Source organism: Pokkaliibacter sp. CJK22405, assembly GCF_046614695.1.
Taxonomy (GTDB): Bacteria; Pseudomonadota; Gammaproteobacteria; order Pseudomonadales; family Balneatricaceae; genus Pokkaliibacter.
On the sequence record NZ_JBKKHQ010000001.1, the window covers coordinates 217,434 to 239,096 of the forward strand.

A 21,663-nucleotide genomic window follows, 5' to 3' on the forward strand; every position below is an offset into this window, starting at 1 on the left:
TCGCCGTTGCCTTAGGAGTAGCAGCAGAAAAAGCGTTGGAGAACGCAAGAGTGATAAAAATTCCGGGCGGGAGCGTTCCCGGCCCGGAAGAGGGCCTACTTAAAAGAAGCCCAAGGGGTTGATGTCGTAGCTGATCAGCAGGTTTTTGGTTTGCTGATAGTGATCCAGCATCATTTTGTGGGTCTCACGACCGATACCAGATTTTTTGTAGCCGCCAAAGGCCGCATGGGCTGGATACATGTGATAGCAGTTGGTCCAGACACGGCCCGCCTGAATCCCACGGCCCATGCGATAGGCTCGGTTGATATCACGCGTCCACACGCCAGCGCCCAGACCAAACTGGGTGTCATTGGCAATGGCCAGAGCCTCTTCTTCGGTTTTGAAGGTGGTGATACCGATGACAGGGCCAAAAATTTCTTCCTGGAACACCCGCATATCATTACGGCCTTTAAGCAACGTAGGCTGAATGTAATAGCCTGTCGCCAGATCACTTTGCAGCTGCTCTACACCACCCCCCAACAGGAATTCCGCGCCTTCATTACGGGCAACTTCCATGTAAGACATGATTTTGTCGAACTGCTGCTGAGAAGCCTGCGCCCCAACCTGGGTTTCCGTATCCAGCGGATTACCGCGTTTGATCTTGCCGGCACGCTCAATGACACGGCCGATAAAGTCGTCGTAAATACTTTCCTGAATCAATGCGCGTGAAGGACAGGTACAGACTTCGCCTTGGTTAAAGAAGCCGAGAATCAGCCCTTCCGCCGCCTTGCTAATGAAGGCATCTTCTGCCTGCATGATGTCTTCAAAGTAAATGTTGGGTGACTTGCCGCCCAGCTCTACGGTTGAAGGAATAATGTTTTCAGCGGCGCAGCGCAGGATATGAGAGCCCACAGGCGTTGAACCTGTGAAGGCAATTTTGGCGATACGAGTGCTGGTGGCCAGCGCTTCACCTGCCTCTTTACCAAATCCATTAACGATGTTGATGACGCCAGCAGGCAGCAAGTCTGCGACCAGCTCCATCAGCACCAGAATCGATACCGGGGTTTGTTCCGCAGGCTTCAGTACCACGCAGTTACCTGCGGCCAGTGCTGGCGCCAGCTTCCACGCGGCCATCAGGATCGGGAAGTTCCAGGGAATAATCTGACCGACCACTCCAAGTGGCTCGTGGAAATGGTATGAGGCCGTATTCGCATCAATTTCAGCGCTGCTGCCTTCCTGTGCACGGATGCAACCTGCAAAGTAACGGAAGTGATCGACAGCCAGCGGGATGTCCGCAGCCAGTGTTTCGCGCACGGCTTTACCGTTATCCCAGGTTTCGGCGACGGCCAGTTTTTCCAGGTTTTGCTCAAGACGGTCGGCAATTTTTAGCAGGATATTCGAGCGTTCTGCCACCGAGGTACGACCCCAGGCAGGCGCAGCTTTATGCGCTGCATCCAGCGCTTTGTTGATATCGTCAGCATCAGAGCGTGCGACTTCGCAGAAGGCTTGCCCGTTAACGGGCGAGGTGTTGGTGAAATAGCGGCTATTGACGGGAGCAGTCCACTCACCACCAATGAAGTTGTCATAACGGCTTTTAAAAGAGACAACGGCACCCTGAGTGCCTGGCTGAGCATAGATCATGATAACGCCTCATTTTGTTGTTATTTTCAGCAGCGTCAGTCGTCATTGCTGACGTTCTGCCTGTGCTTAATGAGACTAGTTCAGGGGCTCAGGTCGCGAAATTATGCTGAGGAGTGAAATAACCAGTACCAAAGTACTGCTTTAATCCCGACAGAAATCTTTTTACTCTGGTCGAAATCAGTCCATTAGGCCCACTGACTCGTGACCCACATTCTTATTGCTGATGACCATCCCATTTTCCGTGAAGCCATGGTCAATGTTGTAACAGCCAGTCTGCCTGAGCCTAGCCTGAGTGAGGCCGCAAGCCTTGATGAAACCCTGACTCAGCTTGCAGAGAATGAGCCGGATCTCCTGTTGCTGGACTTGCACATGCCTGGAATGGAAGGTCTTCAGGGAGTCGCCAATATTCGAAATGCCTACCCTTTCCTACCGTTGATTATTATTTCTGCCGAAGAAGAGCGGCATTTCATTTTGCAGGCCATCAGTTACGGCGCCATGGGTTATATCCCAAAATCCATGCCACGCCTGGAGATGCAGCAAGCCATTACCCAGGTGATGAGCGGCCGTGTTTTTATTCCCACCAGTGTCATTGGCTCCACCAGTAATCACGCTTCCCAACCCAAGGCACCGAATCTTCAGGAGCTTTGCCTGACACGCAAGCAGCAGCAAGTGCTGGAGCGGATGATTCTGGGTGAGTCCAATAAGCAGATTGCGACTCGTCTGCACATTGCTGAAACCACCGTTAAGGCACATGTCTCTGCGGTCCTGAGAAAGCTGGGTGTACAAAGCCGGGTTCAGGCCATTTTATTGCTCACGGAAAATTCCAAGGCCTGAAACAGTTGGCCACGTTTTCACACAAGCCATTACGACCTTAGACTCCCAACTTTCGCATTTGGCCCTATAAACTACACTTAGGAAAGCCGGTCTGTTTTGGCAGGTAAGCCAGACAGGCCAGAGTTCCGGTCAATACGCGGTGACGTTCAAGATAAAAAGGAGTGCATGACTCCGGGAATCCAGAAGTCGGCTTTGACAAGAGGCTGCGCCTGATAGCGATCTGCTATAGGAAATTCTCTGCGAACGCGACATCACCGCAAGGACTGAGTGAGAAGGAGTTCTCCCATGATTCGCAGAATCCGTACTATCGCTGGTATCGCAATACTCACCACTTCCACACTGGTTATGGCGGCTACCAACGTGCCTCAAGCCCACGTGAGCACTGGTTTTGATGCCGCACTAACCACCTGGGATATCAAGAAACAACTCTTCTGGGACGATACAGTGCCCGCATCACAGATCAGCGTTTCCACTGATGAAGGCGTCGTCACACTGAGTGGCACAGTCAGCTCAGTCGATGTTCGCGAGCGCGCTATCCGCATCGCCACGCTGGCTGATAACGTTCAACGGGTTGTGAATTCGATTAACGTCGAGTAACACCTCTAGAGTTCCCTGCCCAACATTTGCCATCACATAGAGAGGTGAACGTTGACACGCGAAGAGCTTATTCACGCCTACAGGAGCTATATTGCCTGCTTGAATCATCAGGACTGGGAAAACCTGTATCGCTTTGTCGATGAGGACGTTATCTACAATGGCGAACGTATCGGTCTTTCAGGTTACAGAGAAATGTTGGAAGCAGACTTCAAGGCAATACCCGATCTGGCGTTCACTATCTCGCATTTGGCGAGTGATCCACCGACGATCGCGGCCAGCCTTCACTTTGACTGCACTCCGCGGGGCGAGCTTTTTCAGATACCTGTGAATGGGACGCGGGTGCAGTTTATTGAAAATGTGCTCTATGAATTTAACGAGGGCAGGATTGCCCGCGTCTGTTCTGTCATCGACAAAGAAGCTATTCGTCAGCAGCTATAACCCTTGAGTCTCCCGGACTGGATTTACTGCTACTCAATATCCTCACTCATGCTTCTGACCAACTCAGACAACATCAGCCGAAGCCGTGGCGCTTTCACCGGTTTGCCGACAAAGGGCAGCTGGTTCTGATAAAGATACTGTCTCAGGGTTTCATCCGCTGCGGCTGACATCATGATCAAAGGCGGCATCCACTCGCCCTGCTCTTTCAGGCGCTTAACCAGAGTGAGCCCATCCGCACGCTGGTTCCCCAGATGGTAATCCACCAGCATCAGCGCCGGTTTTAGCTGCTTAAGATTTTGCTTGAGGGGTTCAAGCTCCAGCGGCAGCAAAACCACGCGAAAACCCCAGCTTTGAAGCAGGGCTTTCATCGCTGCACACACAGCCACATCATCATCCACGATGCCAATTGAAGGCGTGCCAGCAGCTGACATTAAGGCTGGAACGAATTCAGCGATTGGCTGAGAGTTCTCTTCTGCCTTTGTCGTTTGGGTTGCTGAACGTAAGGCCAGTTTCAGGCGGAAACAGGAGCCTTTACCTTCGCGGGACAGGCAGTTGACCTCAATGCCCAACAGCCCGGCAATGCGCTGAACAATGCTGAGCCCTAATCCCAGGCCACGTTCCCCTCGTCCAACGCTATTCTTGCCGCGATGAAACTCATCAAAAATGGGTCGAAGCTGATCGGCAGGAATACCCATGCCCGTGTCCCAGATATCAATCCAGACCTGCTGTTGACGAATACGTACCGCAAGTAAGGCTCCGCCCTGCTCGGTATACCGAAGGGCATTTCCCGCCAGATTACGAAGGATGCGAGTTAGCAGTGCGGCATCGGTATATACCCAGGCAGAACGCAGCCGCGAGGCAAAACTGAGCCCCTGACGATCAAACGTCATCCGAAACTCTTCGGCGAGAGGCTGCAAAATAGTCAGCAGGTTTTGCTCCTCACAACGTACTGGCATGATGCCAGCATCCAGGCGCGAAATATCCACGAGGCTATGAATCAGGCTTTCAAGATCATCCAGCGCATGACTGATCTGGGTAAGGTAATTACTTCCAGAGGATGGCGCCTCGTGCATGGCTTCGGTGAAGAGTCGAGCCGCATTCAAGGGTTGCATCAGATCATGGCTGATGGCCGCCAGATAGCGTGACTTTGACTGGTTGGCCTGCGCCAGTGCCTGGTTACTTTGCTGTAGTTCATGCAGCGCAGAATTGAGGGCATCTGTGCGCTCCCGCACTTGTTTGGCCAGAATGGCGCTGTGCTGAAAGGCACCGTACGGGTCTGCCTGCTGAGGACGGCTGGTTTCCACGCGGTCAATCAGTGCATCACGGATCAGGCGTAGTTGCCGGATTTCCTCCGCCTGAGCCTGAATTGTGGCATTGGCATCATCAAGCGCCTTTGTGTGGTCGTCAGTCATGATTCAACTCGTGTGATGCCTGATCCGTGGTTCCCAGCCTGACCGCCGTAAAGGTCTGGTTAATATGCATGCCATCAATGTGCTCGCCATAGGAGTTAAACCCCATCACGCGATGCTGGCGAAGCAACTGGCTCATGGGCTCCTGCAAATGACGGGCGTTAACCTCTTCCCGGCGCAGAAAACAATCGGCGGCAATGACAATGCTGTGATTGCCTAAGCGCTTTTGCCGACACTCAAGCATTCGGGCCAGATTTTCGACGATGTTATCGGCTGCCATCAGGGTCAGGACGATGCCTCGATCAACCGCACAATAAAAGGTCAGGCTTTTGTCGGCATTAACGCGCTGAATAGAACGAACATAAAACTCATCAGAAAAGCGCACCGCCAGCGGCGAGCAGGCAAAGACCACATCATTCAGCTGTTCAGTCGGGATGCCGAGCGCAGAAGCGTAGGCATCAGCGGCAGGTAAACCATTCAGTGCCTTGACGGTGCGGGTATCCCGATCAGCCTCTGTGACCACCAGCTTTATGTCAGTGGGCAGCAGATGATGGGTGGTAAATACCTCAAAAGGCAGCGTAGTGGTGATCAGCATCACGATGGCTGCGTCGGTGTGGAAAGCGCCATCACAGAAAACATAGGTTTCACTGAGGTGGTTATCATCCCCTGCTGAACCGCCAAAATGCGGAATGTCCGCAAGGGTTGCCGAGAGCGCCGAGAGCACTAGCTCTTCTTTACTGGAAAGACCATCAAGTAATGTCAGCGCGAAACTCTGGCTTCTCACATTACCGACACCACAGCGGGTGTTACTGATGATGAGCTGGTCGACCACCTCCTGCGCAGTAACGAAGTCCACGTGCTCAAGGTCCTGCAATAACCGGTGGCTAATCCTGAAGTAGCGGTGGTCCAGCCCGACCGCAGAAATGCAGCGCCGCTGATAGCCTGCAGGAGTGATTTCCCCGGCAGTTGTGCAACCAAAGACAGCAATGGATTGTCGAAAGCGGTGTTTAAGCTCGTGCTCTAGGGCCGGCAGGTCATATTCGGCAGAGCAGAAGAAAAGCACGTAGCCCAAATGAGGATGCTCCAGTTGCCGGGCAAGCTCCATCGCGGCAGTTGCAGCATCCAGTGACAAGGTTTCAGCACGGCGACAGGCAGACAACGGCATACATTCATATCCTGTTCTTGTTTCGCCATGAGCCTAGTCAGGAAGCCCTGTCATGGCAATGCTGCCTTGGATATACAACCAGAGATAAACAACGGGACAAAACGAGCAGGCACAAAAAAGCCGGTCCATCAGGAACCGGCTTTTTCTTATCTAGCGACTCGATATCAAATAATGGAATCAGTGATGCTCGAACTTCTGTTCCAGTACCCGCGCATAGGTGCTGTAAAGATCGGGTTCGGAGTGCTGGATATGATGCAAGGTCTCCCGGACATTGCTCATCGCTTCATCAAAAAGCTTGGCGTTGCGTGCACGACGCGCTTCACCCATACGGGCCATTTGTTGGCAGATCGCAGATTCGCTGAAAGACAGATTCATGACTCATCTCCTTTGAGGTATCGACCATTAGCTACCGGGGTAGCGGGTTACCTGTCAGTGTGGACGGTGTTATTTCACCGTTGCGATCCATCCTAGCCAGCAGCATTGGAATGTTCAAAGGGGTTCACGGCAACTGACACCAGCTGAAACCAGGCTGAAATAATCATCGCTATCCATTTCTGAAAACACGGATTTTGCGCTTATTTCAGACTGAGCAGTACGCCTGATAAGCGCTGCTCAGAGCCTCTGAAAACTCAGGTCGTTAGTGAGGTACTTCCTCGTTGGAGACCATGAAGCGTTCAAAGGCTTCCCTGTGCGATACGTGATACCCCCTCATAAACGAACTGTATCGCCAGTGCTGCCAGAATCACCCCCAGAAAGCGTCGCAGGATTTCATCCCCGGTTCGACCGATCAGGTGTTTCACATAACGACTCAGCAACATCAGTGCCAACGTAATCAAAACAATGGAGATAACCGCCGCCAGTACAGATAACGTAGCGTTGTTACTGCGAGCCCCTGAAAAAAGCAGGATACAGAGCGTCAGAGAGCCAGGCCCCGCCAACAAAGGGATGGTCATCGGGAACACTGAAATATCCTTGCGCTCTTTCTGCTGCTGATGGCTCACATCTTTGGTGATCATATTGAACGCGGTGTAAAACAGCAGCAGTCCGCCAGAGATGCGCAATGCGTGAATACTGATGCCTAAATGGTGCAAAAGTGGCTGTCCGTAGTTACCAAAAACGATCAGCAGCAAGCTGGTGATGATGGATGCCTTAACCGCCATACGGACACGGTGCTGAATATCATCAGCAGGAATCAGGGAGTGGAAGATCAGCGCCGCGCCGATGGGGTCGATAATGACAAAGAGACCCGTGACGGCGTTCAGATAGACGGATAAATCAAACATGCAGGCTTACTCAGGGTGAATAAATCAGCCGGGCATTATAGCGGTTGCTTCCGCCCTGCCCAGCCTTCTGCAAGTTTAGTTGCTAATGGAGTAGAAGCAGTACCGATGCCTGCCTTCAGAAGACGCTTTAGATAATCAGATCACTCACGGGGTGCTTTGGCGTTTCATGAATGTCTCTGACATGCACCGCCTGAGCTGATTCAAACCAGCCGGTGCCGCCCCGCTCAAAATGTCGGACCTCTTTTTCAAAGAAGCTTTTGGCATCCTTGTTCCAATCCATTCGTACTGTCTCAATCTGCGACTTCTCAGGACGCAAACGCAGGTAGTTAAAGGAGTTTGGCGCGCCAATTCTTACCCGGTGTGAGATGCAGGTGCCCGCAAGGACAAACAGCATAGGCGCCGGTTGTCGTGGATAGCGATGGGCGCTGGTGCGCATGAGAGGGTCATGAATATGCCCCCCCAGTACTGCATCAATCTTGCAGTCGATCATGGTATGCAGCACTTCATCAGCATTGCGGATGATGTTGACCTCATCCTGCTTGCGCTTGCAGTCCAAAGGGTGATGAAACACCGCTAAGCGAAGCCTGGGCTGACTCTCTGCCTCCTGATTCGCCGGATTCTCCTCACTGAGCTTCTGGCGCAGCGCCTTGATATCAACTTCACCGTCTTTGTGACGCCACCATTGGGCCGACGTCAGACCAATAATCTCGACGTTATCCTTCACAAAGCGGGTGTCCAGCTGGCCACCAAAATGACGCTGATAGCCACGGTACGGATGCAGAAGCCGGGCGAATACGTTGTAAAGCGGGATATCGTGATTGCCCGGAACCACCAGAATCGGCAGACCCAGCCGGTCGAAAAACGCCCTCGCCGCCTGGTACTGATCTTTGCGTGCCCGCTGGGTCAGATCACCGGAAATCACCACCAGGTCAGGCGCGGATTGACGCAGGCTTTTCTCCATCGCCTGCAGCTGCGGCAACTGCTCTGTACCGAAATGCGGGTCTGAGATATGAGCAATCTGCATCGCTTATTCCTCCATATCCCGTAAGACTTCATCGGCGTCCGGTGGCACCGGCACATCATCGTTGGCCACCTGCTCTTCCGCACCCGCAATATCCTTGGGCACGACTAGAGACACGGCCTGACGATGCACATTGAACTTAAGCGGCGTGTCCAGTTTCAGGCGCTCACCGTCCATTACCACTGACATACGTTTGTGCTTGTAGTGAATCGTCAGGTTGGAAGCGCAGAAACCACGCAGACTTTCATCATCATTCAGACGTCGGGTCAGCCCATGAAAGCAAAGCTTGATCAGTGCCCAGCGGCTGGTGGGCTTCATCAGCACCACACCCAGCTGATTGTTGAGCGCACAATGAGCGACATCCAGAGAGACACTGTGCAACTGCAAGGCGTTAATGCCCATAAAGACCATGGGCGATTTCACATGATGGGCATGACCGTTGGAATCGATATCCAGCGACAAACTGGGAGCGCCTTTGAGCAGGCTGAGTAGTGTCGAGATCGTGGCTACCAGGCGGTTACGTCCCCAGCGGCTGGTGTGCTGTTCGCGAGCACGAATCAGGCGCGTGTACAGGCCCAGGCTGGCATTAATCACAAACACTTCGCCGTTGATATCACCAATATCGACCTGCTTCAGCCGACCATTAAGGACAACATCGACGGCCTGTTCCAGATCCTCCGGCACTGCATGGTTGCGGGCAAAGAAGTTAAAGGTGCCGATAGGGATAACGGCCATCGGCACGTTTTTACCGAGAACCTTGTCGACCACGGTTCGAATGGTGCCGTCACCACCGGCCGCGATGACAATCCCGTTATCCTGCTCTGCCGCCCGAACCGCTTCCTGAGCCGCGATGGGTAACTCATCCGGCTCCTCAGGCAAATGCAGATGCAGTGCACGATTTGCCGCTTCACAACGGGATTTCATAATGCTGACCAGCTGGTCACGCTGGCCACTACCGGACGAACCATTGGCAACCAGATGAAGTGGTGCCTTGGTCAGATCAATATTTGGCTTGTTCTGTTGATTAGCGGTCTGTGTTGAACCCGTCGCTTCGGCATTCTGTTGAGGAAGAGGTGCGCTACGGTCCACATTCTTGGTCATAACATCCATGCAATTAACCCTCGTTAGCTTCCTGAGGACTGTGCCGCTCATCCGGCCGCACAGCTAATAGGGTTATATATAAGGACTAAACCGCGCGATACAGCAGCTCCTGCCCTTTTTGCAAACGTCTGAGATTGTCTGAAACAGCCCGAAAGATCCCCAGCTGAGCAATATCTGTTACGCCGCCAATATGCGGCGTCGCTACCACATTCAGGGAGAAGATCGGGTCATTGGCATCAGGTGGCTCCTGCCAGAACACATCCAGGCCGGCTCCGGCCAGATGCCCTGAAGCCAAGGCATCAAATAATGCATCCCGCTCGACCAGCCCGCCACGCCCGACATTGATAAGAAAACTACCGGGCCTCATGGCACTCAACATGTCGGCATTGAACAGTCCGCGCGTTTCGGCTGAATCCGGCAGGGTGAGAATCACAAAGTCGGCATCGCTGATTGCCGTTTTAATTTCAGCAACGGGGAAAACCTGCTCAAGACCCAGACGCTGCGCCTGCTCTTCATCAACACGGCGGCGAACACCACGAAGCTGCATACCGAAGCCATGTAAACGAACGGCAAAAGCCTCGCCCAATCCGCCAAGCCCAACAATGACGGCCTTACTGCCGAGAAGAGTTCTTCCGCGCGGCTGACCTAATGCGCCATTGGCCAGAGCTTCCGGCACCGCACTGAAGTTTCGGATGAGTGACAGCATCATCAGGATGCCAAGCTCAGCCACAGAATCGGCATTCCCGGACTTATCCGTCGGGACATTGGCCACCGCAATCTGCTGTTCACGAGCGGTATCGAGATCGACGCCTTCAAGCCCGGCGCCAATCTGCTGAATAAGCTTAAGTTGCGTGGCGGTTTGTAGCAGCTCAGAAGAAACGGGGGTCATGGTCGGGATCAGAATATCGAAGCCCGCCAGAGAGGTGACGTCATAGCTCCCCGCTGCGGTGAACTCAAGCTCAGGAAGCTCGGCTGCCAGTTTGTACATCATGCCTCCCCAGGCCTCTTCCGGGGCACCAAACAGTACTTTCACACGCTTTCTCCTTCATCCCTTATTAGCGCTATTAGAAGATATAGTCGCGCTGATTATTTCCAAAAAACACAGGAGTGTCTTTCCATTCTGGCCATGTTTTGCCAGAGCAAAGCCTCTTAGAATGGCACCATTACCTTACTGAAGTACGGACATCCATAAAGCGGAAGTCATCATTATCGGTAAGACACCGTGTTACGCATTGAGGGTGATCATCATGACAGCATCAACACCTATGCCCACCGTTTTTATTCCTCATGGCGGCGGCCCCTGCTTTTTCATGCAGGACCCTCCCGGTCTTGAAGGCATGTGGGACAAGATGGCCAGTTACCTCAAAGGTATCCGCGCTTCCCTGCCGCGCCAGCCGAAAGCTATTCTGGTGATCTCGGCCCATTGGGAAACCAACGTGCCCACGGTGATGACTGCGCCTAAACCCGGAATGCTATTTGATTACTATGGCTTTCCTGCCCACACCTATGAACTATCTTACCCTGCACCAGGCAGCCCCGAACTTGCCCAAAGGGTGAAGGAATTGCTGCAACAGGACGGATTCCCAGTGGCTGAAGATAGCAGCCGCGGGTTTGATCACGGCGTATTCATTCCCTTCCTGCTGATGTTTCCTGAGGCTGATATCCCGGTTATTCAGCTGTCCATGCAGCAAAATCTGGATCCGGCGACCCACCTGAAAATGGGTAAAGCGCTGGAAGCGCTGCGTCATGAAGATGTGCTGATTGTGGGTAGTGGCCTGAGTTTTCATAACCTGCGCATCTTCTTTTCCGGTGGTCAGGCTGATCCGGCAAGCGCCGCGTTTCATGAATGGCTTGGCCAGTCAGTCACAGCGGATGCACAGACGCGCGAAGCTCAACTCTCCCAGTGGAGCAAAGCGCCGGGCGCCAGACATTGTCACCCTCGCGAAGAGCATCTGCTTCCGCTTATGGTGGTGGCGGGAGCCGCCGGTAATGATGCCGGTGTTGTCTCCTATCAGGACAGGATCATCGGTAAGTCAGTGGGCGGTTATCACTTCGGCGCCTAAGGCCTGAAAACACCCGAAAGATGTTCCCTTGACGGGGCTGCAGCCTTTTGACAGACTGCAGTCCATCTCAGAACAGTTCTGTCAGAACTGCATGAAGGAATTAATGATGTTTTGCATGAACTCTGGTAAACAGCTCAAACGTAAGGTTACCCACCCAGGTTAGCCTCGTTTGGTTGTGCCCGAGATGCAGAGCATCCAGAAGCCCCGGTAGCCAGACAAGGCACCGGGGCTTTCTCGTTTCTGGGATCAGATAATGTGGAAGAGAGAGCCTCTCGTTCACCGAAAAAGCCACTAGACTATAACCCCAGCATTGCTGGACATTTAATTAACGCTGTGAGGACAGACTATGTTCACGGGATCGATTACCGCACTTGTAACGCCTTTCACTAATGGTGAGCTTGATGTGAAGGCGCTCAAGAAACTGGTGCGCTATCAGATTGATAATGGCAGCCACGGACTGGTGCCCGTCGGTACGACTGGCGAATCCCCGACTCTCAGTGAAGAAGAACATAAGCGAGTCATCGAAGTCACCGTGAGTGAAGTCGCTGGCCAGATTCCGGTCATTGCCGGCGCAGGCAGTAACAACCCTATCGAAGCGATCAAATACTCCCATCATGCCCAGCAAGCCGGTGCTGATGCGACCCTGCATGTTGCCGGCTACTACAACCGCCCCAATCAGGAAGGCCTGTACCAGCACTTTCGCCAGGTGCATGACGAAACCGCCCTGCCTATCATTCTTTACAACATTCCGCCCCGCACAATTGTGGGTCTTGATGTTGACACGGTGGCTCGTCTGGCTGAACTGCCGCGTATCGTAGGCATCAAGGATGCCACCGGTGATGTGACTCGCGTCTTGAGTGAGCGCGCCCGCATTTCCAAGGAATTCAGCTACCTGTCCGGCGATGATATCGCCAGCGTGGCCTACGCCGTTGGCGGTGGAATGGGCTGTATTTCAGTCACAGCCAACGTTGCCCCCAAACTGATTTCTCAGCTCAATACCCTGTGTCTGGAGGGCAAGTTCACTGAAGCTCGTGCGCTGCAGGATACTTTGGTGCCTCTGCATAAATCCCTGTTTATGGAACCGAATCCAGCGGGAGCGAAATACGCCGCATCCTTACTTGGGCTGTGCGAAGCCAATTGCCGTCTACCCGTTGTTGCACTCCAGGACAGCACCAAAGCTGCGATCAAATCCGCCATGGCAGGACTGGGTCTTATCTAGTCTTATTCTGATTGCCTAAACAAAAACGACAGCAGAAGGCTGTCGTTTTTTCTTTTCATCCATTTAACCCGGTTGCACTTCACGCCGGTCTGCAGTTGCCAGCAACGTTCTGACAATATCGATCAGGATAAAGCCAATCAGGCTGACTCCCATGACCGGTAAACACCAGCCCAGTATCCCGGCGATAAACAGCACCAACGCACGACCTAAATAGCCAAGCTTTAGCCAGCTTTCCAACAGTGTCTTGAGTGGGGCGCCTGCAGGTGGGCGTCGCTTCCACCACAAACGGTAACCGGTGATGATCAGCAGCATCATCGTAATACCGAAGGCCGCCAGAATCAGCTGATTGGGCAGACCAAATAACACGCCCATGTGGGCATCAATTCCCCATCGAATCAGCTTGGCAATCAGCGGGAATGTGGCAAAGTCCGCTCGGCTGGTAATGTGCCCGGTTGCGCCATCAATCGCGACGGTATCGACCTGCGTCGGCCATGAACGGTCCACTTCCCGAACCAGCCATGCCTGGTCGGCTTTATGAGGAGGCCTGATCTCCAGCAGATTAGCGTCAATGCCACCTTTTCTGGCTATCGTCAGAATGCCATCAAACGCATCCGGCGCGACTGAAAAAGGCTCAACCGGATTAGCAATCTGCATGGCGTTGTGATCATGATGCGCCGCGACAGGGGTGTTACACGCACTGGTTTGAAGATTGCGCGATACCGAAGGCGTCACCCAATTAAGCTCGGTACGCAGGGAATCAATTCGGTCACCCGCCCATTTTGACCATGTTAGCCCCGTCGCGGAGAAGAATAGCAAACCCAGGGCAATCCAAAGCCCCATCAAGCTGTGATTGCGCTGGCGTTTCAGTCCCTCATTCTTTGAGCCTTTCGCTTTGGCCAGTTTCCGGCGCTGCTGTAGCCACAGCCCGATACCTGCCAATGCTGCAATCCACATCCACGAGGCGGCAAGCTCACTGTAGTTTCGGCCAATATCTCCCAGCAGCAGATTGCGATGAAGGTAATCCAGGGTGGTACGAAGTGGTAATACGCCACTGGTGCCGTATACCGTCATATCGCCTTTCACTGCCAGTGTGACCGGATCAATGAAAATCGCGCGCGATTCAGAACTGCCAAGCCCCGCTTCGCTGTACATGACCCGGGACGTGGACCCGGGGTTGAGACCCGGACGGACGGCAAAAAGGCTGGCATTCGACCCGACCACTTTTTGCGCGGCTTCTATCTGTGCCGCTATCGGTTGAGGCTCACCCACAGATGTTGTAGTCAGCGCATCGCTGTACCACCAGTTTTCTATCTGTGGTGTCAGAACGTAAAGGGTGCCAGTTAACGCGGCGATAAACAGAAAAGGACCAATAAACAGACCAATATAAAAATGAAGTCGCGCTAATAATCCCATCCAGTGGGCGCGCGGTGTTGCAGGCGTGGCTGACATAGTGTGGCTCTCAGGTAAAAGAAGTGACTCTGTGGTTTTTGTTAACGGCGTTCACTACAGGTGGCCCGCGAGCGGTGTAAAGAAAGCTTCTGTGAGGTGCTATAGCCTTGATGACTGAGATTGCCACGCTGGATGAAGGGCAATCCGTGGCGATGCCTGACCAGAGTGGTGGCAAATCTGCCGTCAAATGACCAAGCAGCGTGCAATAACCGCACGCATCAAGGGAGTTTGCCTTGTGGTCATGAGTGCTCAGGCTTTCTGTGTCTGCATGACAGTGCATCGTCATACCGGGTTTCATCAACTGACTTATGACGGGCATGGCGTAGAGCAGCATCATTGCCAGTAGCGCAACAAAAGCGAATGAACGAGACTGTTTTTGCAGAGAAACGGGAGGCATTCGGTAACCGGTCAATGGCAAGCGCAGGCATCATAGCAGCCATTCCACAGCGAGCCCTGCGACATATCAGCGCACCCTGCTCCACCAATGCATGACTTCTTGCAGCACATGAGTGGCCACATCGGGTTGGCGTCACCATAGGTAACTAAGACAATGAAATCGGCGACAGGCAACGAACAAAATAATGCTTAATTTTTGTTCAATCTTTGCAGAGTTTGGCCGATAAGCAGATTGAGGCGTATACCGGCTTGAGGCAGTCGGGGTCGTGATCAGGCAAGCGTGCTCCTAACACGTCAATGGCCTGAAACTCACCATGTACCAATAAGGTAGGGACTCTATGAAAATCAGCAATTATCAGGACACCGCGAGCCTGCCGAGCCAGGCCTCCACAACGGCAAAAACCAAGCAGGCGGAGAAAGAGTCTGGTGGCATTAACGGTATCACCAGCATGGAAGACAACCAGAACCAGATTAATCGTAAGCTGATGGAGTCAGTCTATACCGGCTCTGTCGGTAACAGCTCCGGCGCACTTGAACTCGCTTTTAAAACGGTGATGGACCGTATCAGCGAAGCGGTTGATGGCGATAGCACCAGTACTGATGACAGTTCCTCAGAGACGTCATCCACTACAGGCACCAGTGCGACCAATCCTTATCAGACCAGCCAGCAGGATGATTACTGGTCACCTGAAAATACCGCCAAGCGTATTGTCAGCTTCGGTACCAGTTTCTTCGAAAGTTATATGAAGAACCATCCGGAGAAAGATCTGGATACGGCGCTCACTGATTTTGTCGATCTGATTGGGGGCGGTATTGATAAGGGCTTTTCAGATGCCAAGGATGTGCTCGACAAGATGGGGAAACTCGAAGGTGATGTCTCCAGCAATATCGACTCTACCTACGATTTAGTTCAGAAAGGCCTACAGGACTTTATCGATAGTTATTCCAAAGACAGTGACTCCGGCGATACCAGCTCTTCTGACGACTAATCACGGTATTTCTGCCACAAAAAAGCCCGGCGCTTATTACTAAGCCCGGGCTTTTTTCATTGAGTGACGGAATCAGGCAGTGGCTGCTTCCGCTTTGTTGGCTGCCGCTTGCTTGAGCAGCATGTAGCCGACGCCTGTGATCAGCGAGCCAATCACGATGGTGCCGATATACAGGCCAACATGGGTAATGGCATTCGGAATAAACAGTACGAAGATACCGCCGTGAGGCGCCATCAGCTCGGCATTGACCAGCATGGACAGTGCACCTGTCACCGCGCCGCCGACCATACAGCAAGGAATGACGCGCAGCGGATCACGAGCGGCAAACGGAATCGCCCCTTCAGAGATAAAGCACAGACCCAGCACGAAAGACGCTTTACCGGCTTCCTGCTCCTGAGCAGTGAAACGGTTCTTCGCCAGGAAAGTCGCGATGCCCATGCCGATGGCAGGCACCATGCCGGATGCCATAACCGCCGCCATCGGCGCATAGGTTTGGCTTGCCAGAAGACCAACACCGAAGGTGTACGCCGCTTTATTAACCGGGCCACCCAGGTCAAAGCACATCATGGCGCCGATAATCACGCCCAGCAGTACTGCGTTGGTGGAACCCATGCTCTTCAGGAATTCGGTCATCGCCGCCATCACCGAGGCCACAGGGCCGCCGATCACGTAGATCATGATCAGGCCGGTCACCAGGGTGGCAATCAGCGGGATGATCAGAATAGGCTTCAGGGCTTCAAGATTCTTCGGTAACTTGACGTTATCCACCAGGAACTTAGCGGCGTAACCGGCAATAAAACCCGCGACGATACCACCAAGGAAACCCGCACCAATGCTGCTGGCGAGCATACCGCCGACCATGCCGGGCGCGATACCGGGGCGATCAGCGATGGAGTAAGCGATATAACCTGCCAATACCGGAATCATCAGGGCGAAGGCCGAGCCACCACCGATTTTCATTAGCGCCGCTGCCAGCGTACCTTCGACCTTGAAAGCCTCGATACCGAAGACAAACGACAGCGCGATGATCAAACCACCGGCGACGACCATCGGCAGCATGAAGGACACGCCGGTCATCAAGTGCTTGTAGGCACCGGTTTTTTCTTTCTTAAAGACTTTTTTCACTTCGCCATCGGCAGAAGTGGCACCGGAAGCAGAAGCGCCCTGCTCTACACTGGCTTCACTTAATGCCAGACGGATAACCTCATCGGACTTTTTCAGGGCATTGCCGGTGCTGGTGCGATAGATCGGCTTACCGGCAAACTCGGCGCCGTCGACTTCGATATCGACCGCGAGAATCACCAGATCGGCCGAGGCAATATCACTCTCGGTGAGCTTGTTGCCACTGCCGACGCTACCACGGGTTTCGACTTTAATCTGGTGGCCAGCTTTACGGCCAGCCGCTTCCAGCGCTTCGGCCGCCATAAAGGTATGGGCGACCCCCGTTGGGCAGGCTGTCACCGCGACGATTTTCTTCGATGCGCCAGAGGCTGCAATCGCAGGGGCCGCCGCTGATACCGGAGCGCTGACGGGAGCTGCCTGACCGCTCTGCACGCTCGCCTGAGACATGGCCTTCTGCAGCCATTCGATCGGCGAGCTCATCACTTCACTGATACTGCCGCGATACACCGGCTTGCCCGCGAAGCGCGACACATCCACCTTGCCGTCGGCGGCGATAATCACCGCATCGGCAGAGGCAATTTGTGAAGAACTGAACGGCTGATGAGGCTGCACGGAGGAATGCACCTCCAGCGCCACTTCAAGATTCAGCGCCGCCGCCGCGCGTTGTAATGCGGTGGCAGCCATGTGGCTGGTCGTCATGCCGCTTGGGCATTGGGTGACAATCAATAGGGAATTCATACGCTCTCCTCAAGGGAAAACATCAGTGGGGTTACTGATACTTGTTGTTGTAATTGCTCGAGTCGGTCGGGGTCAGAGACACCGACGCCCACCTGATTTACTGCCAATGCTGCCACGGCGGTTGCCAGACGCAGCACCTCCGGAATGGCCTGCCGGGCGACGAGCCCATGGGTCAAACCGGCTACCAGACTGTCGCCCGCACCGACGGTACTGACGACATCAATTTTCGGCGAAATGGCCTGCCAGGCGCCCTCGCGGGAATACCAGCGCACGCCCTTTTCACCATCACTCAGCACCACATGGGTAATGCCCTGTTTGAGCATTTCCCGCACGGCCTGTTCCTGATCCTGCTGCTCAGGCAGTTCACGTCCTGCCCACTGTTCCAGCTCTTCCACATTGGGTTTGATGAGCCACGGCGCGGCAGATACCGCTGCCATCAGCGCCTTGCCGCTGGTATCCAGCACCACGCGCTTTCCGGCCTGATGTAATGTATTGATCAGATGGTGATAGGTATCCGCGGCCAGCCCTCGCGGCAAACTGCCACTTAAAACGAACACATCCGAGCCTGCTTCCAGCGCTTCCAGCTGCTGATTGAGTGCCGCTTTGGTGTCATCACTGACGATGATGCCGGGCAGATTAATGTCGGTGACGCGGCCACCCGTTTCCGAGAGTTTGACGTTCACCCGGGTGCTGCCCGCTTCATAAATAAAGCGATTATCAAAGCCGCGTTCATGAAACAGTTCATCAAAAGCCGCGCGATTTTCCTGACCGAGAATGCCACTGACCGTGACCTGATTGCCCAGATCAGACAGCACCATTGCAACGTTAATACCTTTGCCCGCCGGACGCAGATTGCCATCGTGCGCGAGGTTCACTTCACCAGGCTGCAACTCACCGAGCTGGACGGTTAAATCCAGTGCGGGGTTCAGTGTCAGTGTCGTAATAGGTTTGTTTGGGCTAGTCATGAGCGCGTCCCCGAAAATCGGGTGAAAGCTCGCGCACGGCTTCGGCACTTTCGGATTTAAGCGCTTGCTGTGCCAGTGCCTGCGCATCGGTCAGGCTCATTTTGCGAAGCTGGGCTTTAACCCGCGCAATCGCCCGTGCCGACATGGACAACTCTTTCACACCGAGGCCCACCAGAATGCTGGCGCCAAGCGGGTCACTGGCCAGCTCACCACAAACGCCCACCCAGATACCATTGGCTTCGGCGGCGGCAACGGTGGTGTCGATAAGGCGCAGCACCGCCGGATGCAGGGCATCGGCCTGACGCGACAACAGCGGATGGCCGCGATCAATCGCCAGCGCATATTGGGTCAGGTCATTGGTGCCGATACTGAAGAAATCGACTTCCTTGGCGAACACATCGGCCATCATCGCCGCCGATGGCACCTCGATCATGATGCCGAGCTTGATGTCCGGGTTACCAAACTCGCTGGCAACGTCATTGAACAGGGCGCGAATTTCACGCCATTCGGTAATGTCCGTCACCATCGGGAACATGATGCGAAGATCACGTCCTTTAGCGGCAGACAGCAGCGCGCGCAGCTGACGGCGCAGCGTATCGGGATAGCGCAGTGACAGGCGCACACCACGAATACCGAGGAACGGGTTTTCCTCGCGGGCAATCGGCATGTAAGGCAAGGGCTTATCACCGCCGACATCCAGCGTGCGGACAATGAGCGGACGGCCATTCAGTCCATCCAGCACCCGCGCATACTCGGCTTCCTGCTGGCTTACATCCGGCTCCTGCGGATAGTCCATGTAAATAAACTCGGAGCGGAACAGACCAACACCATCGCAACCCTGCTCAACTGCGCTCTCAGTGGTTTTGGCCGCTGTCAGGTTGGCCATCACTTCCACGTGATGCCCATCGGTCATGATCGCAGGCTCAAGACGGTGTTCGGCCGCTTCAGCCTCTTCTGCTTCACGGCGCGTAGCTTCAGCCCGTGCCGCATCCAGCTTGTCATCACCGGGGTTAACCAACAGCGAGCGGCTTTCACAGTCGAGCACGACGGGCGTGCCATCGGCGATCAGTTTGACCGCATCACCGCAACCGACCAGCAACGGAATGCCCAGAGTGCGGGCCAGAATCGCGGCGTGTGAGGTGACGCCGCCTGCGGCAGAAACCACGCCAAGCACCACGTTTTTGTCGATTTCGACAATGGCGGAAGGCGTCATTTCATCGCAGATCAGAATATGCGGCGCATCGCTGACCGTTACTTCTGCTTTGCCACAGAGAATTGCCAGCACACGGCCGCCGACGTCACGAATATCAATGGCGCGCTCGGCAAGCAGCACGTCTTTATTGTCGGCCTGAATTTTCGCCAGCGCTTCATAGCTTTGCTGCCATGACCACGCGGCGCTGTAGCCTTGCTTGATGTACGCCAGTGCATCATCTTCCAGCGCGGGGTCGGCCAGAATCTCACGATGCATCGCCAGAATCTGCGCAAGCTCGGTATTGGTATTACTCTGGGAACGTGTGGCTAAACGCTGATCCACCTGAGCAATGGCCTCTTTCAGCGCCTGCTGCTCGGTAGCAGCCTCCTGACCGGTTTTGCTCACCTCAAAACGCTCATCGGCTTTCAGGCGGGTGACGCCAATGGCCATGCCCGGCGCACCGGCAAGCCCGGAAATGACATCGCCTGCGGCAGGGGCTTTGACTGACGCAGCAGCGACGGAGGCATTTGAAGCCAGCGCCTGATCACTGTTGGATGATTCGCTGGACGGCGCAGTGAAGCCGCCTTTGGGCAACGCCACCACAGGGTCGCCCAACCCTTTCGCCACGGCATCGGCAAGCGCGGCCAGAATAGAGGCCGCCTTTTCACCTTCCACGGTAAAGCGCAGGCGGTGGCCAAATTGCGCCCCCAGGCTGATCAGCTTGGTGACACTTTTCGCTGACACCGCCGAGGTTTCGGCATCGAGGTTCTCCACCCAGATAGCTTCTTCATAGGTTTTAGCCAGACGAGAAAGCGCGGAAGCAGGACGAGCATGCAAGCCATGCTCCATGGCAATCGGGCAATCACGGTGCTCACCGGCGAGCGCATCCTGACTCAGCAACCGCGCGAGATCGACAGGACGTCGGGCCGAAGTCAAACCGCCCATGCCATCGGCAAGCTTCATCACCATTAAGCGCTCAAGAAACGCCAGATGCTGTTCATCACGCACTGACATGGCGAGCAGCAATGTTAGCGGTGCATCGCCATGATGAAGTTGCTGATGAGGCATTACCGCTGCTGCCGCGCTATTGGTGGCCATCGTCGGTTGAGATACCAGCCACACCCCTTCACCCAGATGCATGGGCTGACGGGTATTGAGCTGCAGCATTTCATGCTGGGTTAAGGCGCTGCGGTTCCAAAGCAGAGCACCGGCAATCGCGGTCAGTTCGGCGTAGCTGTCAGCGGGAATGCCAAGGCGCACCAGCTCCTGATCGAACAGAAACTCACCATTGGCCGGTTTTTCCACTTCCCCCATCAGCAAGCGGCGCACTTCGTCTGCCTCTGACGAGGTATGTACCCGCTTGGCCAGCGCTTCATCGCCAATCACATGGGTCAGCTTTCGGAGAATTTCCAGATGCTCATCGGAACGCGCAGCAATACCCACCGCGGTATACACCGTGTTGCCTTCCCCCCATTCAATGCCTTGCGGAAAGCGGATCACCCGCACGCCCGTGGTTTTCACCTGATCACGAGTTTCCGGTGTGCCGTGGGGAATGGCGATACCATTGCCAAGATAGGTGGATGTTTGCGTTTCCCGCGTCAACATCCCTTCCCGATAACCGGCTTCGACGAGGCCTTCTTCTGCCATCCAGTGCGCCAGTTGGGAAATTGCTTCGACCTTGTCTGCTGCGTTGGCAGCAAGCCTGATGTCAGCGGAGGTGAGTTTTAACATTGTTATCCTCCAGAGCGGGCCTTGGCCCTACTTCCAGCGGATCAGGATGCAGGGCAACATCCTTTAATGAACCGCTGAGCCTTTGAGTGTTTCTTATTCCGGCCAATTTAAGATATAGCCGGATTTTTAGATGCTAAACCGTTTCTGCTAAGCAGGCTGAATGGATTCAGCAAAAAAATCAAGTTTGACGATGCATCCAATAGTCGAGTATCAAAAAAAACGAATCGACAGCTAGAATAAAAACGACTCTGGGGATATAGCTCAGAGCCATCACTTTAAACAGTACGAATTTGCACTCACCTTGACCAGGCTCACACGTAAAGGATTACTT

General features: G+C 54.2%; 19 protein-coding genes. 6 read left to right on the plus strand and 13 right to left on the minus strand.

What is annotated here, in order from left to right:
• Positions 1-99: 99 nt before the first annotated feature.
• Complete coding sequence (locus ACKC9G_RS01070) at positions 100-1,620, minus strand: aldehyde dehydrogenase family protein (RefSeq protein WP_411403067.1); 1,521 nt, start codon at positions 1,618-1,620, stop codon at positions 100-102.
• 201 nt (positions 1,621-1,821) lie between these two features.
• Between ACKC9G_RS01070 and ACKC9G_RS01075 the strand changes: the two genes are divergently transcribed.
• The 3 genes from ACKC9G_RS01075 to ACKC9G_RS01085 all read left to right on the plus strand — a co-directional run bounded on the left by ACKC9G_RS01075 (position 1,822) and on the right by ACKC9G_RS01085 (position 3,489).
• On the plus strand, positions 1,822-2,454 hold the full coding sequence (locus tag ACKC9G_RS01075) for a response regulator (RefSeq protein ID WP_411403069.1): 633 nt from the start codon (positions 1,822-1,824) through the stop codon (positions 2,452-2,454).
• A 285-nt stretch (positions 2,455-2,739) separates the two neighbouring features.
• Positions 2,740-3,051: a BON domain-containing protein gene (locus ACKC9G_RS01080; protein ID WP_411403071.1), complete on the plus strand. Its 312-nt coding sequence runs from the start codon at positions 2,740-2,742 to the stop codon at positions 3,049-3,051.
• 51 nt (positions 3,052-3,102) lie between these two features.
• Positions 3,103-3,489, plus strand: coding sequence for an ester cyclase (locus ACKC9G_RS01085; RefSeq protein ID WP_411403073.1), 387 nt, complete (start codon positions 3,103-3,105; stop codon positions 3,487-3,489).
• A gap of 29 nt (positions 3,490-3,518) precedes the next feature.
• On the opposite strand, the gene ACKC9G_RS01090 is transcribed toward ACKC9G_RS01085, so the two are convergent.
• The 7 genes from ACKC9G_RS01090 to ACKC9G_RS01120 form a co-directional block, all read right to left on the minus strand.
• Positions 3,519-4,901: an ATP-binding protein gene (locus ACKC9G_RS01090; protein ID WP_411403075.1), complete on the minus strand. Its 1,383-nt coding sequence runs from the start codon at positions 4,899-4,901 to the stop codon at positions 3,519-3,521.
• Positions 4,894-6,063, minus strand: coding sequence for a nitric oxide-sensing protein NosP (nosP, locus tag ACKC9G_RS01095; RefSeq protein WP_411403077.1), 1,170 nt, complete (start codon positions 6,061-6,063; stop codon positions 4,894-4,896). Before nosP ends, ACKC9G_RS01090 begins: the two co-directional genes overlap by 8 nt.
• Positions 6,064-6,240: 177 nt before the next feature.
• Positions 6,241-6,438 (minus strand): hypothetical protein, encoded by a 198-nt coding sequence (locus ACKC9G_RS01100; protein WP_411403079.1) that lies wholly within the window; start codon positions 6,436-6,438, stop codon positions 6,241-6,243.
• Positions 6,439-6,737: 299 nt separating this feature from the next.
• Positions 6,738-7,346 carry a MarC family protein gene (locus ACKC9G_RS01105; RefSeq protein ID WP_411403081.1) on the minus strand — a complete coding sequence of 203 codons (609 nt, stop codon included), beginning with the start codon at positions 7,344-7,346 and terminating at the stop codon, positions 6,738-6,740.
• Between the two features lie 127 nt (positions 7,347-7,473).
• Entirely contained in the window at positions 7,474-8,370 is an 897-nt protein-coding gene (locus tag ACKC9G_RS01110; RefSeq protein WP_411403083.1) for a metallophosphoesterase family protein, read from the minus strand.
• A gap of 3 nt (positions 8,371-8,373) precedes the next feature.
• The gene (locus tag ACKC9G_RS01115; protein WP_411403085.1) at positions 8,374-9,477 is read right to left on the minus strand and encodes a diacylglycerol/lipid kinase family protein; all 1,104 of its coding nucleotides are present in this window, start codon (positions 9,475-9,477) and stop codon (positions 8,374-8,376) included.
• Between the two features lie 76 nt (positions 9,478-9,553).
• Positions 9,554-10,501: a 2-hydroxyacid dehydrogenase gene (locus ACKC9G_RS01120; protein WP_411403087.1), complete on the minus strand. Its 948-nt coding sequence runs from the start codon at positions 10,499-10,501 to the stop codon at positions 9,554-9,556.
• A 214-nt stretch (positions 10,502-10,715) separates the two neighbouring features.
• Here ACKC9G_RS01120 and ACKC9G_RS01125 point away from each other — a divergent pair, with 214 nt between their 5' ends.
• Entirely contained in the window at positions 10,716-11,531 is an 816-nt protein-coding gene (locus ACKC9G_RS01125; RefSeq protein ID WP_411403089.1) for a DODA-type extradiol aromatic ring-opening family dioxygenase, read from the plus strand.
• A 346-nt stretch (positions 11,532-11,877) separates the two neighbouring features.
• A complete protein-coding gene (dapA, locus tag ACKC9G_RS01130) occupies positions 11,878-12,750 on the plus strand; it encodes a 4-hydroxy-tetrahydrodipicolinate synthase (protein WP_411403090.1) in 873 nt (290 codons plus the stop codon).
• A gap of 63 nt (positions 12,751-12,813) precedes the next feature.
• On the opposite strand, the gene ACKC9G_RS01135 is transcribed toward dapA, so the two are convergent.
• Together ACKC9G_RS01135 and ACKC9G_RS01140 are read right to left on the minus strand one after the other, a co-directional pair.
• Positions 12,814-14,199, minus strand: coding sequence for a PepSY-associated TM helix domain-containing protein (locus ACKC9G_RS01135; protein WP_411403091.1), 1,386 nt, complete (start codon positions 14,197-14,199; stop codon positions 12,814-12,816).
• A 10-nt stretch (positions 14,200-14,209) separates the two neighbouring features.
• A complete protein-coding gene (locus ACKC9G_RS01140) occupies positions 14,210-14,596 on the minus strand; it encodes a DUF2946 domain-containing protein (RefSeq protein WP_411403092.1) in 387 nt (128 codons plus the stop codon).
• A 337-nt stretch (positions 14,597-14,933) separates the two neighbouring features.
• Between ACKC9G_RS01140 and ACKC9G_RS01145 the strand changes: the two genes are divergently transcribed.
• Positions 14,934-15,584, plus strand: coding sequence for a DUF5610 domain-containing protein (locus tag ACKC9G_RS01145; RefSeq protein WP_411403093.1), 651 nt, complete (start codon positions 14,934-14,936; stop codon positions 15,582-15,584).
• 72 nt (positions 15,585-15,656) lie between these two features.
• Here the strand turns inward: ACKC9G_RS01145 and ACKC9G_RS01150 are convergent, their stop codons facing one another.
• From ACKC9G_RS01150 to ptsP, 3 genes are read right to left on the minus strand one after another with little or no spacing between them, the layout of a single operon-like run.
• A complete protein-coding gene (locus ACKC9G_RS01150) occupies positions 15,657-17,444 on the minus strand; it encodes a PTS fructose-like transporter subunit IIB (protein ID WP_411403094.1) in 1,788 nt (595 codons plus the stop codon).
• Complete coding sequence (pfkB, locus tag ACKC9G_RS01155) at positions 17,441-18,409, minus strand: 1-phosphofructokinase (protein WP_411403095.1); 969 nt, start codon at positions 18,407-18,409, stop codon at positions 17,441-17,443. The genes ACKC9G_RS01150 and pfkB overlap by 4 nt, the downstream gene beginning before the upstream one ends.
• Entirely contained in the window at positions 18,402-21,332 is a 2,931-nt protein-coding gene (gene ptsP / locus ACKC9G_RS01160) for a phosphoenolpyruvate--protein phosphotransferase (protein WP_411403096.1), read from the minus strand. Before ptsP ends, pfkB begins: the two co-directional genes overlap by 8 nt.
• Positions 21,333-21,663: the final 331 nt, after the last annotated feature.